The sequence below is a fragment of the Echinicola sp. 20G genome (assembly GCF_015533855.1).
GTDB lineage: Bacteria > Bacteroidota > Bacteroidia > Cytophagales > Cyclobacteriaceae > Echinicola.
Map to the genome: position 1 here is coordinate 898,690 of NZ_AP024154.1, position 13,757 is coordinate 912,446.

The 13,757-nt window shown below is 40.9% G+C and carries 13 protein-coding genes; 7 read left to right on the forward strand and 6 right to left on the reverse strand.

All coding sequences use genetic code 11. The annotated features are described in order from the left end of the window. Position 1: 1 nt before the first annotated feature. Positions 2 to 1,276 carry a rod shape-determining protein RodA gene (gene rodA / locus JL001_RS04010; RefSeq protein ID WP_200980285.1) on the forward strand — a complete coding sequence of 425 codons (1,275 nt, stop codon included), beginning with the start codon at positions 2 to 4 and terminating at the stop codon, positions 1,274 to 1,276. A gap of 35 nt (positions 1,277 to 1,311) precedes the next feature. Here the strand turns inward: rodA and JL001_RS04015 are convergent, their stop codons facing one another. Together JL001_RS04015 and JL001_RS04020 are read right to left on the reverse strand one after the other, a co-directional pair. After that, positions 1,312 to 2,712 (reverse strand): sulfatase-like hydrolase/transferase, encoded by a 1,401-nt coding sequence (locus tag JL001_RS04015; protein WP_200974879.1) that lies wholly within the window; start codon positions 2,710 to 2,712, stop codon positions 1,312 to 1,314. 112 nt (positions 2,713 to 2,824) lie between these two features. Then, the gene (locus JL001_RS04020) at positions 2,825 to 3,937 is read right to left on the reverse strand and encodes a hypothetical protein (RefSeq protein ID WP_200974880.1); all 1,113 of its coding nucleotides are present in this window, start codon (positions 3,935 to 3,937) and stop codon (positions 2,825 to 2,827) included. 33 nt (positions 3,938 to 3,970) lie between these two features. Here JL001_RS04020 and JL001_RS04025 point away from each other — a divergent pair, with 33 nt between their 5' ends. From JL001_RS04025 to recO, 3 genes are read left to right on the forward strand one after another with little or no spacing between them, the layout of a single operon-like run. Beyond that, complete coding sequence (locus JL001_RS04025) at positions 3,971 to 4,297, forward strand: 2Fe-2S iron-sulfur cluster-binding protein (protein ID WP_200980287.1); 327 nt, start codon at positions 3,971 to 3,973, stop codon at positions 4,295 to 4,297. Between the two features lie 50 nt (positions 4,298 to 4,347). Then, on the forward strand, positions 4,348 to 4,932 hold the full coding sequence (locus JL001_RS04030; protein WP_200974881.1) for a thymidine kinase: 585 nt from the start codon (positions 4,348 to 4,350) through the stop codon (positions 4,930 to 4,932). A gap of 33 nt (positions 4,933 to 4,965) precedes the next feature. Further along, on the forward strand, positions 4,966 to 5,652 hold the full coding sequence (recO, locus tag JL001_RS04035; protein ID WP_200974882.1) for a DNA repair protein RecO: 687 nt from the start codon (positions 4,966 to 4,968) through the stop codon (positions 5,650 to 5,652). Positions 5,653 to 5,663: 11 nt separating this feature from the next. Here the strand turns inward: recO and JL001_RS04040 are convergent, their stop codons facing one another. Then, the gene (locus JL001_RS04040; RefSeq protein ID WP_200974883.1) at positions 5,664 to 6,431 is read right to left on the reverse strand and encodes a hypothetical protein; all 768 of its coding nucleotides are present in this window, start codon (positions 6,429 to 6,431) and stop codon (positions 5,664 to 5,666) included. Positions 6,432 to 6,509: 78 nt separating this feature from the next. Between JL001_RS04040 and JL001_RS04045 the strand changes: the two genes are divergently transcribed. Beyond that, positions 6,510 to 7,490 (forward strand): isopenicillin N synthase family oxygenase, encoded by a 981-nt coding sequence (locus JL001_RS04045; RefSeq protein WP_200974884.1) that lies wholly within the window; start codon positions 6,510 to 6,512, stop codon positions 7,488 to 7,490. Between the two features lie 6 nt (positions 7,491 to 7,496). Continuing rightward, positions 7,497 to 8,708: a chromate efflux transporter gene (gene chrA, locus JL001_RS04050; protein WP_200974885.1), complete on the forward strand. Its 1,212-nt coding sequence runs from the start codon at positions 7,497 to 7,499 to the stop codon at positions 8,706 to 8,708. An 11-nt stretch (positions 8,709 to 8,719) separates the two neighbouring features. Here the strand turns inward: chrA and JL001_RS04055 are convergent, their stop codons facing one another. After that, a complete protein-coding gene (locus JL001_RS04055) occupies positions 8,720 to 9,586 on the reverse strand; it encodes a lysylphosphatidylglycerol synthase transmembrane domain-containing protein (protein WP_200974886.1) in 867 nt (288 codons plus the stop codon). Further along, positions 9,579 to 10,520, reverse strand: a complete 942-nt coding sequence (locus tag JL001_RS04060; protein WP_200974887.1) for a glycosyltransferase family 2 protein — start codon at positions 10,518 to 10,520, stop codon at positions 9,579 to 9,581. Before JL001_RS04060 ends, JL001_RS04055 begins: the two co-directional genes overlap by 8 nt. A gap of 124 nt (positions 10,521 to 10,644) precedes the next feature. Here JL001_RS04060 and JL001_RS04065 point away from each other — a divergent pair, with 124 nt between their 5' ends. Further along, positions 10,645 to 12,231, forward strand: a complete 1,587-nt coding sequence (locus JL001_RS04065) for a glycosyltransferase family 39 protein (RefSeq protein WP_200974888.1) — start codon at positions 10,645 to 10,647, stop codon at positions 12,229 to 12,231. On the opposite strand, the gene JL001_RS04070 is transcribed toward JL001_RS04065, so the two are convergent. Further along, positions 12,225 to 13,736 (reverse strand): glycosyltransferase family 39 protein, encoded by a 1,512-nt coding sequence (locus JL001_RS04070; protein WP_200974889.1) that lies wholly within the window; start codon positions 13,734 to 13,736, stop codon positions 12,225 to 12,227. The genes JL001_RS04065 and JL001_RS04070 overlap by 7 nt on opposite strands. Between the last annotated feature and the right edge of the window lie 21 nt (positions 13,737 to 13,757).

Consider the following 13,757-nt stretch of genomic DNA (forward strand, 5'->3'; position numbering starts at 1 on the left):
CGTGAGACAAGACGACTTATATATCAACAAAATTGATTGGCTGACCATTTTGATCTATTTCGCTTTGGTCATGATAGGCTGGTTCAATATTTATGCTGCCGTTTATGACGAACAAGCAGCAAAAAGCATCTTTGACTTCAGCATCAATTCCGGGAAACAATTGGTTTGGATCGGAACTGCAGTGCTTTTGATTACGGTCATCATGGTGGCGGATTATAGGCTCTTTGATAACCTCAGCATGATCCTCTACGGTTTTTTCCTCTTGATCTTACTGCTTACCCCTTTTATTGGAAAGGAAATCAATGGCCAACGTGCCTGGTTTGAATTGGGGCCTTTCCGTCTTCAACCTGGAGAATTCGCCAAATTTGCAACGGCATTGGCATTGGCCAAATTTATAGAAAAACCATCCTTTGACCTTAGCCAGCCCAAATATCAATTTCAAGCAATCTTGATCATCCTGATCCCGGTTTCTTTGATCATGTTACAGCCTGATACTGGAACGGCCATGGTGTATATGGCTTTTTTCATCATGCTTTACCGGGAAGGGATGCCCCAGAAATACTATGTCATGGCTTTGGTATTTATTGCAGTATCTCTCCTTTCCTTGGGTGTGGAAAACAATTTATACATTGCTGTGCCAGTAGCTTCCCTCACCGTTATTTTGATCTTGATGGGAAAGAAAAACTGGCAGAGAATAATCACTCTTTGCCTGATTGGTACAGCTGTGATTGCCTACAGTTACAGTTTGGATATGGTTGTTTCCAAACTTCCGGCCCACCAGCAAAACCGTATCATGGTACTTTTCAATCCTGACCTTGATCCTTTGGGTGTAGGCTGGAATGTAACCCAATCTAAAATAGCTATTGGCTCTGGAGGCTTCTGGGGGAAAGGGTACTTGGAAGGGACACAAACAAAATTTGACTTTGTACCGGAGCAACATACAGACTTTATCTTCTGTACTTTGGGAGAAGAATTTGGATGGATTGGTAGCTTGGTAGTAGTAGCTCTTTTTGCCGCGCTATTGATTCGATTGGTTTTCTTGGCAGAAAGGCAAAAGACCCGGTTTTCGAGAGTTTATGGCTATTGTGTCGTTTCTATCCTGCTTTTCCATTTTATGATCAATATTTCCATGACCATTGGCCTTTTTCCAGTGGTAGGTATTCCACTGCCCTTTTTTAGCTACGGAGGTTCTTCACTGTGGTCATTCACCATCTTGCTGTTTATCTTTATCAAACTAGATTCACATAGGATTCAGCTCTTGGGAAGAATGAACTAAAAAAGGTCGGGAATTAATCTCCGACCTTTTTTGCCTTAGTCTGGTTGAACCAAATCATATTTTTTGTCATACTGCTCCACTTGGTTGGCTCGCCATTCTGGCCCCTCCAAAAACAGCGGATGCGGTAACCTAACATCCCAGTGCCCCAATTTCTTCAGTAGCCTTTGGGTGATTTCAAGGTTTTCCAAGGCCACGTCATGCTGCTCAGAAATATCTTCTTCCAAATTATAGAGCATAGGCAAACGATCCGGTAACCTCACCAATTTCCACTTTCCTTCCCGAATGGCAGCACTAATGGTGAATCTCCACTTAATTTCCTCATGAGGGATATTCTTCTTTTCCCCTTTCAAAAAAGGCATCAAGTTTACCCCGTCATACTTATCTTCTTCCTTCAGTTCTCCTCCAGCCAAACTCACAAAAGTAGGCGTCAAATCCAAGGAGGAAACTGGTGCTGCATAAGAGGAGCCAGCTGAAAGCATTCCATCCCACTTTATAATAAATGGCACATGTATCCCACCTTCCAACAGCGTTCCTTTCTTACCATTAAAAGGAGCATTTATAGAGGCATTGGTGTAGGCTGGACCGCCATTGTCACTGATAAATACGAAAACGGTATTTTCCAATAGCCCTGCTTTTTCCACCGCTTCCACAATCCTGCCCACATTGATGTCCAATCTATGTACCATCGCAGCATAGGTTCTTCTCTTTTCATCCTTAATATCCTTGTACAATGCCAGATCAGCTGCCGTGGCCTGCATTGGGGTATGTGGAGCATTAAAGGATGCATAAAGGAAAAAAGGTTCATCTTGATGTCTTTTTACAAAATCCACGCATTCATCACCTTTGTCATCTGTGATATAGGTAATCTCCTGTGGTGTCTTGTAATTACACTCTATTTTAGCTTTATAACCTTTGCTATTATTTCCAGCTTCAAAATAGTCGTGGCCTCCACCTCTATAACCCCAAAATTCATCAAATCCTCTATTCAAAGGATAAAATTGGTCTTCATATCCCAAGTGCCACTTTCCCACCAATCCAGTCACATAACCTAATTCACCTAACCGATCCGCTACAGTCTGCTGCTGAACAGGCAAGCCCAAATAAGCAGGATCAAAGCCAGGCTGATTGTTGGCCAGATTGTTATCGTAGCCAAATTCTACCTGATTCCGCCCAGTCAACAAACCAGCTCTTGATGGACTACAAACCGCCGAGGAAACATAGCCTTCTGGGAAATAAACACCTGTCTGGGCCAAGGCATCAATATGAGGTGTTTTGATCTGCTTACTACCTGTAAAACTTAAATCCCCATAACCCAAGTCATCCGCCACAATCAAAATGTAATTGGGTTTGTCCTCAGGTAAGCGCTTTCCTTTTTGAGCATTGGTCAGGTTTATTATACCTCCTAAACACCCTAGTATTAACCAAAATTTTTTCATAAGTATTGTTTTCAACTCAAAGCGGGCAAAATAATCCCATAAAGGCTATAGAAAGCCCCTCCTTGAAAATTCATAATGTATTTACCGGATTATCGGCTTGTGTAGGGTGATTTTACTTTTCGTCAAATTTTCGGTAAACCAAGTGTAGAAATTCGTTTACCTCCTCGGAATCATGATCCCAGTTTAATTTAACAACATATCGATTATTGATTAATTCAATCGCTTCCACAAAACTATCGCATTTATCAATAGACTTAAAGGCATGCCCCATCAAATCCGGGTTGCCCTCAAATAATTTTTTGGTAAACATAAATCGCTGATTGATGGCTACTCCATCTTCCAAACTCTCAATAGGACCTTTCAAAAGGCCACTCTGCTCGGATTCAAATCTCGCCCAAGCCAATGCCGGGTCTATTGTCCCTCCTGATGGCTGAGCAGATTTGCTTTCTTCAAAAACTGGAGCGGTAGGTAACTCCTTCTCATCTTCTTCAGGTTCAGTTTGAGAAATGGATCGATTATCAATTTTCTCTTCGTTTTCCTCTTCACTTGAACCTAAAGCTTCTTCCTTATCTTCCGGAATTGTAGCTACTGGGGCTTCTTCTGCTTCATTTTGGATCAATTCATCCCATTCAATTGGCAATACCTGATTTAAACTTGCGAGTAAGCTCTTCGCAGGTTCAAGCTCATCCAGCATCTTTTGATAAAGATCATTTAAAGTATTCTTATAAACCTCTGATTCTTCTTGCCCTCCCTTTTCGACCAATTCTGCCAATAACTTAGTATGCCATTTGATATATTTTTTTGAAGCCTTCAGGTGCTTCAAAGGACTTTCTTCCTTACTTTTTTCAATTTCTCCCCAAAAATATACCAAAGGATCTATCGCCAACAAAACCGTGTCGATGACAGCGATTTCCATCAATGGCCTAAAATGATTGTTTTCGATTTTAATCGCCCTCGAAAGTACATTCATAAACTCCTTCAAAGCTTCTGCAACCGCCATGTCTTTGTAATCAAAAAATGGATTGCTTTTTAACTTCTCCAATTCTTCGTTCCACTTTTCAAAAAGTGCCTTGATCACCATAAAATTAACCTGGGTACTGGGCGTTAACTGAATGATCTCTTGACCAGACATGTACTTTTTAGTACCAAAGTATTCCGAACATACCTTTTCAGAAAAGGCATGTGCATAGTTTTCTAAATAATTGAGGTTAATTTTATCGTTCATTAGTAAGTATATTTCTGTAGAAGTACGAGAATGATGCCTAAAATAGTAATTGAAAATCTATACCACAAGGAGATTTACACAAAAGCCCCTGATCGCAAAGTTATCGAATTAATCCATGAAAATAATGTGGACTGGATGCATGCTTGCGGAAAAAAAGGCAGGTGCACCACTTGCATGATGATTGTAAATGAAGGCATGGAAAACTTGTCAGAGCCAACTGATCGGGAGGAATATTTTAGGAAATTAGGAAGACTAAAAGAGAATCAACGCTTAACTTGCCAAGCTAGGTTGCAGCAAGGAACCATTCGCATCAAGGTAAACGAAATGTATAAATTTCCACATATGGATTACAGTGAGTAATCTTTATGGTTTGAATAAGATGGCGAATTGAATTTAAGAAGTGGACGAACATGTTTATAGAACCAGTAATTGGAAATAATCATCCGAAAGAAAAGAAAGGTCATATTGAAGTGATCTGTGGATCTATGTTTTCTGGCAAAACAGAGGAACTCATCAGACGGCTCAACCGGGCTTTGATCGCCAAACAGAAAGTGGAAATCTTCAAGCCAGCCATTGACACCCGGTACCATGATTCCAATGTGGTCTCCCACAATGAAAATGAAATCCGTTCTACACCGGTTCAGTTTGCCGATGACATCATGCTTTTGGCAGGTGACTGTGATGTGGTAGGTATTGATGAGGTTCAGTTTTTTGATGCGCAAATTGTTCAGGTAGCCAATTCCCTCGCCAAGTCAGGAAAACGTGTCATCCTTGCCGGACTGGACATGGATTTTGAAGGAAAACCTTTTGACCCTATGCCGCAGCTTTTGGCTACTGCTGAGTACGTTACCAAAGTACACGCCATTTGCATGAAATGTGGAGACCTCGCTTCCTACAGCTTCAGGCTTTCCGATGCCAAACAAAAGGTCGTACTGGGTGAAAAGGATAGTTATGAAGCCCGCTGTAGAAAATGTTTTTATGAAGACAAAAAATAAAGATTACAACCTACTCCAAGTTCACTCCATCCAATGATCAAAAAGACTCAGGGCATCGTCATTCATTATCTCAAATACAGGGAAACTTCAATAATCGTGAAGATTTTTACCCGTGACCTTGGTCTAAAAAGCTACATTGTCAATGGAGTCAGGAGCGCCAAGTCAAAAACAAAAATGGCCTTCTATCAGCCTCTGACCCTGCTGGACCTTGTCGTTTATGATAAAGAAAATGCTTCCCTGAACCGAATTTCTGAAGTCAAATTGGCTTATCCATTTCAACGGATCCCATTTGATTATTACCGTTCTGGCGTGGCCATGTTTGTGGGAGAAGTGCTTGGAAAATCCATTTATGAAAACTATCAAAACGAATACCTGTATGATTTTATCTATCATTGTATCACCTATCTTGATCAAGAAAATATCAATTTAGGAACATATCCATTAAGCTTTTTACTAGAATCTTCCAAGTACTTAGGTTTTTCACCAGATAATGCTGCGGAATTCTTTGAACAAGTTCATCCGGATGTTAATGACTCAACTTTTGCCAAAGACGAGAAAAAACACTTGACACAGTTGATCCAATCACCTTTCAATGCTGACATCAAAGTCCCTTCTAACATTAGAAAAAAACTACTGGATGATTTACTCACCTTTTATAAAATACACCTAGAGACTTTCACAGAAGTAAAATCCCTGTCCATCTTACGGAGTCTAATGTAGTCAACCAGCCCTTATCCGTTTACCATTATTTGCTTGATGCTCTTAGAAAATACCCCTGGAACCTCATTCCCTTCTTCGTCTACCAAGGCCACTGATACTTTATGCTCTCCTTTTGGCAGGTTACTGATCTTTACCTGTCCCAATTCTTGAAAAGTATATTCCTGCTCATCTACCCTTACCCTGATCTGCAATTGGTCCTCCTTCAAATCACCTCCTACCAAAATAAAGTCCACAATCACCTCTTCATCCAAATCAAATTCCTGCCCGTTTTGAGGTAGATTTACGCCAATATATGGATCTTCACTCTCGGGAAATGGCTTGGAATCTCCAACTGTGAAGTCTCTCTCTACATAGTTTCCATATTCTTTCAGGGCCAACCCCTTTTCATCCACCAAATAAGCCAGAACTTTATAACTTCCTGTTTCCAGTTCCTTTCTAAAGATGGGCATATTATACCCAATGGGATCATTGCCATTAATAATCATCTGGAGCTGAAAGCCCTTCACGCCGTGTTCGAATGGATAATTTTTGATATTAAATTCAAAGGGAACACTTCCTTTTTCAAAAGCTTCATTTTCCAGTGGACTGTAAAGCTCAAGCATCGCATCAGGATAGGCTACCTCTTGAAGTTCATACCTGAACTTTACATTTTCTTGAACCTTATCTTCTGGAGTTTCTTCATTGGTTTGATCTCCTTCCTCCTTTTTGGTTTCAGTATCACATGAAAACAAAAGAAAACCACTAAACAACAGCAAAACGAAACAATTAATTTTCTTCATATTAGGATCATTGGGTTCTCTTAAAGATATTTAATTTTCCTATAAAATATTTACCTTGCAGGATAAATCGAACATGTCATGAGCGAAATTCTTTATAACGAAATCCCATCTTTAGACCTTGCCGATTTCACATCCGGTGATGCAAGCCAAAAAGCAGCTTTTGTCCACAAATTAGGAGACGCCTACCAAAATATTGGTTTTGTTGCCATCAAAAACCACGGGCTCACCCAAGAATTACAGGACAAGCTTTATGCCACTATTAAAGAATTTTTCTTCTTGGACGACAGCATCAAGAACCAATATGAAAGACCTGAAATAGGCTATCAAAGAGGTTACACAGGCAAAGGAAAAGAACATGCAAAAGGAAGAAATACCGGAGATCTAAAAGAATTTTACCATGTTGGACAGGATTTGAGTGGCATACCTGATACAGACCCACTTAAAAAAGACTACCCCCCAAATGTGTGGCCTGCTGAAGTAAGTGACTTCAAGGAAGTGGCACTTGAAGTGTACAAAACCATTGAAAACGCAGGAAAAGCCATGCTAAGGGCTATTGCCTTGCACTTGGAATTACCAGAAGACTATTTTGAAGATAAGGTAATTCACGGCAATTCGATTTTAAGACCCATCCATTATTTTCCGATCGAAAACCCTGAAGAAGTTCCTTCGGACGCTGTAAGGGCCGCTGAACATGGGGACATTAACCTTATCACCCTTTTGATGGGTGCCAGTGCCGATGGCTTGCAAGTATTAAGAAAAGATGGACAATGGATTCCTATCACCGCATTACCTGATCAATTGGTAGTCAATGTAGGAGATATGCTCGAAAGACTGACCAATAAAAAACTTAAGTCCACCATTCACCGAGTGGTAAATCCTCCACGTGAAAAAATGAACAGCAGTAGGTACTCTATTCCATTCTTTATGCACCCAAGAGCTGAGATGGATTTGACATGCCTTGATTCTTGTGTGGATACGGAAAACCCTAAAGCGTTTGAAGATGCGACAGCTGGTGAATTTTTAGAAGAAAGACTCCGGGAGTTGGGTTTACGCAAGTAGTCATTTGTGACCATCAGAAAAGTCAAATATTACCTCTACCTTAAAGATGTCGTTACACTTTCGGTCACTGCCTTTGGCGGCCCTCAGGCCTTTTTGGCAATGGTTCTTGACATCATGGTCAGAAAGAGACGGTATATATCAGAAGAAGAGCTATGGGAGCTCCATGCCCTTTGCCAAATATTACCAGGACCAACATCCACCCAAACCATCTCTGCTATAGGCTATAGGGTTGGAGGGCCCAACTTGGCCTACCTTTCCCTTTTGGTCTGGATCCTGCCTGCCACCATCCTGATGACAGCGGCAGCCATTTTGGTGGATTTCCTGCAAACCCAAACCGCAGGATCTCTCAACTTTGCCAAATTCATACAGCCCATGGCCATCGGGTTTATTATTTATGCCGCCCAAAAAACCATTGGTAAAATGGTAAAGACCACAGAGGCAATGGTCCTCATGATGCTCTCAGCTTTTGTCGCCTTCTTTTACAACTCACCTTATATTTTCCCCTTTATGCTGATCGCTGGAGGAATAACCACCTCTTTGAAATTCAACAAACAGCCAAAAATTGAAGAAAAGCATGGAATCACCATCCAGTGGGCCAACTTCCTACTTTGGGGAGGTGTTTTGATCACTGCAGCTGCACTTGGTCATTTCACGAAAATTTTACCCATCAGGCTTTTTGAGAATTTCTACCGTAACGGCAGCTTGATCTTTGGAGGTGGGCAAGTACTTGTTCCTTATCTCTATACAGAGTTTGTGGAGTTCAAAGCCTATTTAACTTCCGAAGAGTTCCTTACGGGATATGCTATTTCACAAGGTGTTCCTGGCCCCACTTTCAGCATCAGCTCCTACATTGGAGCACTTTCCATGCGGGAAATGGGCATTGGGGGAGCCATCACGGGAGGTTTGATCGCAGCAGCTGGGATTTTTCTTCCAGGGACATTTCTGATCTTCTTTGTCATCAGGTTTTGGGATGAGTTGAAAAAATACAGACCTGTCAGGGCAGCCCTTGAGGGAGTCAATGCGGTTTCTTGTGGTATGTTGATCGCTGCTGCCTATATACTTTTTGAGCCCATGCCAGCCAATATTTTTAACATCACCGCCATCATCGGCACTTACCTTTTACTGCAATTCACTAAAATCCCCTCTCCATTAATCATCATTGGAGGAATTGTTATTGGCCTAGGTTACCAATTTGTGATCAATGGCTATAGCATTTGAAGTGTTAAAGTTTAATGCTTTTCCTCCAAATCAACCTTTAGAAAGGCCCCCATTAGAGATACAAAAGCCGTAATCAAGAAAAATAATAAACTAAAAGCTACAGCCATATTTTTATCAATACCCATAAAGTCATGGCTAAAAATAAACACCAATTCCCTGGCGCCAACTCCACCAATAGTTAAAGGCAAAACAGCCACAATGGAAGACAGCAAAAACACAAATTGATAGGACACAACTTGTTCATTAATTCCTAAACCCAAAAGTATAAAATAGGCACAAATCAATTGAGCAGTTTGAACCATCAGGGAGTAAATGCTAGTCTTTAAGATCGATTTTTTAAAGGATTTGAACCACCACTTGACAATAATTACAAAAACCACAGGAACCAAAAATAGACCGACACCGGCCAAAACATCCAAATTAATTCCGGCCAAGTAAGGCCACTCCACCTCTACCCAAAACCAAAGCCCCAGCATCAACCAAACCAAGGCCACCAAGCCGCTGACCCTGTCCAATAAAACTGCCGCCAAAAGTTGCTTGACATTGGTTTTAAATTGCTTGTTCAATAAATAAACCTTATAACCATCCCCTCCTATTCCTCCAGGAAGGAAAAGATTATAAAACATCCCAATCCAATAAAGTTTCAGATTTTGCAGCTCACTTAACCTTAAACCAAGGTCTCTAAAGTAGCAATTGAGCCTGAATGAGGAAATACCTTTTGATATTACAAAAAATAAAGAGGCCAAAAACAGGTAAAACAAATTGGATTTTTTGATAACCTGCCATGTTTCCTGGACATCTATTTTTCGAAACACCAAATAAACCGCTACTCCTGTCAAGAGTACCTTTAGGAGTAGCTTGATGGTTTTTTTATTCACCTTGATATACCTGTTTGATGGTATAGGTTTTCTTATCCTGGGATTCAAAATAAGTCCTTACAATGATTTCAGCCACAATTCCCGTGGTGATCAGTTGTAAGCCTCCCAGTACAAGGATCAGTCCCACCAATAGTATGGGCCTGCCCCAAATATCTTCTCCTGCAATTTTCAGTACCAAAAGATAAATATTGATCAATATCCCCACAAAAAAGGACAGCAAACCAATGGTACCAAAGAGGTGAATGGGACGCTGAAGGTACTTTTGAAAGAAAAGCATCAGAATCAAGTCGGCCATCACCTTAAAGGTTCTGTTCAGACCATATTTAGAAGTTCCGTGAATCCTAGGATGGTGCTTCACATTCACTTCCGTCATCTTTGCCCCTTCTTGCTTGGCCAACACAGGAATAAAACGGTGCAACTCTCCATAGAGCCCCATGTTTTGGGCAATATGGGCTTTATAAACCCTGAGACTACATCCATAATCTTTCAGGTACACCTTGGTCGTATTTCGGATCATCCAATTGGCAAACTTACTCGGCAATTTCCTCAACACAAAACCATCTTGGCGATTGGCTCTCACTCCTGCCACCACATCCCAGTCCTCATCAATTGCCTTTTGGAGCATCATTGGAATATCTGAAGGATCATTTTGAAGATCTCCATCCATCGTCACAATGTACTCTCCTACAGCATGGTCAATCCCGGCTGCCAATGCTGTGGTTTGACCATAGTTTTTGTTAAAAATCAGCACTCGGGTATGCTCATTGCTATACTTTTTGGACTCTTCCACAGTCTTATCTGTAGATCCATCATCCACTAAAATCAGTTCATAGGAAATTCCCTCCAAAGCTGTATAAACAGCTTCTAGTAAAGGCTCAATATTCTCTTCTTCGTTGTAAACAGTGACTACAAGAGAGAGCTGTAACTTAGACATACCATATAAAATTTGGCCAAAATTAAAGCTTTTTTGCCCCCTCACCAAGCAGGCATACCAAAACCTAACCTTTTGGTAAAGCTTTCTTGACATTACCTTGATATTCTTAATTTAATTTTGGAGCATGGAAATAGTTTTGAATCGAAAAAAGTATGTGGAGTGGGCACTGCTCCTGCTGTCTCTGATACTTCATTTTTCCAATATTTCAGGCCTGAGCATCTATGCCCTAGACGAGGCCAAAAATGCTACAGCCGCTATTGAAATGATGCAAAACAAAGACTGGATCATTCCTACATTCAACGGCGAATATAGATTTGACAAACCTCCCTTACACTATTACTTTTTTATACTTTCCTATCAGGTTTTTGGAATCAGTGAGTTTTCTGCTAGGTTTTTTCCTGCCCTATTTGGCTTTTTGACCACCTACATAACCTATCGCTTCACAAAAAGAAATTTAGGCTTCAAGGCCGGAATACTCTCACTTCTTGTTTTAGCGTCCTCTTTGCACTGGTACATCCAATTTCATATGGCTGTTCCCGACCCCTTTCTAATATTTTTCATGACCAGTGGGCTCATGTTATTCTATGAATGGTCGAAATCAGGATTCCGGTCAAGGAAATACATGTTGGCCATATATGCCTCCTTAGCTTTGGCTACCTTGAGCAAAGGACCTGTGGGAGTTGTCCTGCCAGTTTTGGCCATGTTGATCTACTCTCTCTCTGTCAACTTACTCAATGCGAAACGCCTTGTGAGGATTTTCCATCCTGGTGGGTTGTTTCTTTTTTTCCTGATGGCGTTGCCTTGGTACATTTTGGTTGCCACGAAGACCAATGGACTTTGGGTAGAAGAATTTTTCTTTAAGCACAATCTGGGAAGGTTCTCTGCCCCAATGGAAGGGCATGGAGGCGGTTTTTGGCTGACTTGGATATATGTGATAGCAGGAATGCTTCCTTTTGCCTTTTTTATACCCCAAAGCTTTTGGCATACCATTAAGTTCCGAACCAATAAACTAACAACTTTTTCCTTGATAGCCAGTATTACCATCATCGTCTTCTTTATGATGGCCGGTACCAAATTGCCAAACTACACTGTCCCTGCCTATCCATTTATCGCTATTTTAATCGGTAATTATCTAGCTTGGCTGGTAACCAAAAATAAAGTTCAGCGATTAAAAACCCCGGTATTGCTCTATGCGCTTTTGATCCTTATACTTCCTTTCGGTATTTATCATGGGCTTAAAAATGACCCTAACCTTCAAATCCCCAAATCGATGCTTTGGCTTTTGATGGCTCCTTATCTTGTCCTACCAATTCTTTTGAGTGGTTACTTCAGAAATAAAGTATGGCCAGTTCTACTCAGTATGGGTTCTGGCTTTATGATTCTCTCCTTGGTTTTCTTTTGGTGGGCATTTCCAAAGGTTGACCAGCAGAATCCTGTACTCATTGCCAAAGACCTACAGCATAACATGAAAGAGGCGAACTTGTATTACTTTAAAATATTCAATCCGGCCTTTTCATTTTACCTGCAAAGACCAATTCAAGACCTGCAGTCAGATCTTAAACCTCAAAAAGCACAAGGTTATTTGATCACTAGAACACGTTACCTTGAAGAGCTCAAAGCTCAGGGCATCAACTATGAGCCTGTTTTCGAAGGAAAAGATCTCTTTGAGTCTCCGACAACCATTATTGTTAAGCTTTTACCTGATCAATAAGAGTCTGTTTTTACCTCTTCAATATGTTGCAGGTCTTTATAGACTTCTAGGCTAAATGTTTTGACAGTGTCTCCTCTATAAACAGCAAAGTAGGTTTCTTTCAAAATCCTTTCTTTAAAACCTGCAATGATTTCTGGGCGGTCAGCTGTGCCCCATTGCAGATAAACACCATCATAGCCCTTGTTTTCAAATTGCTCAATTCCTGGCCACAGGTCAAACTGGTTTTTTCTCCTTCCCAGATTGATTGTGAAAGTTTGGGGATTCCCATCCACATAAAAAGCCATTTCTGAGGCCAAATGATAACTGTCACTGAAGATAAACTGCTTGTCCAAGGAAAGTGAGTCAATCAAAAAGTCAATCCTTTCTCCCATTTCCCTAAACCCTGCCAAGCGTGCAAGCGGATCTTTATCCGGTCGCAGGACTTTTTTGAAGCCAATGGCATCTAAAGGAGCAGGTTTCATGATCAATATCAACAAGACACCCGAGATAGCTGTAGCATATGTTGCATATTTTCTCCAGCCCGGACTGGCCAATTGCAACACATAGGCCATTGCAATAGAAAGGTTCACATAAGCAAAAGCAGGCCAATTCACCTCAACTCTTTTGGTGATAGAAATCAAAAAAAACAAACACCAAACACCTATGGCAGGTAGCATGATAAAAAGCATTTGCCGCTCTTTATGCTTTATCATTCTTCGAATGGACATCACTAAAAAAGGAATGAAAAAAGCCGAAATAATCCCCAGCTGACCACCAGCATATTCAGAAACATATTTCATCGATTCTCCAAAATCAAAAGGTTTGCTTTCGCCTTCCACACCACCTAGTGTCCCCACATGCCTGAAGGTCACGAAATCATTCTGAAAATTCCATACGATAATGGGAATGAAAGAAAGCGCAAAGACCAGGCAATAGACATAAAAACCTTTTTGCTTCAGCTGCTTGGCATCCACCAATAGTAAATACACAAAAATCAAAGGAATAGCCAAGACCATGGTGTTCTTTGAAAGCATGCCCATGGCACTGGCCGAGCCCGCGTAAACCCAGTGGGAAGTCTGCCGCGTCTCTGTAGCCATCCAAAGCCAATAGAAGCTCAATGCCCAAAAGAAAAGTAAAGAGGAATCCGTTGTATGAAAGAATGAAGCCAAATGAAAGTAAGGCATCACCACCAACATCAAGGCTCCCCAAAAACCAATCTGGGCAGATTTGAACATTTTCAAACCAAGTTCAAAAACAATCCAAGCTGTTCCTGCAGAAAACAGTACCGCACTCAATCTGACAGCCACATCAGTGTTCCCCAAAATTCCTGTGAAAATGAAATTGTAAACCGCGACCATTAATGGTTTTGAATAATAATTCCAATCCAGATTTTGTCCCCACAGCCAATACTGAGTCTCTTCAGAAAATAAACTCAAAGAAGTAGTAGCAGTAAAAAGAATCTTGAAAAATGTAATGATGCCCAAAATAATGAGCAAATACGACCTGTATTGTTTGGCTTTGTCCATAATGCTGTTTTTCAGAATTGG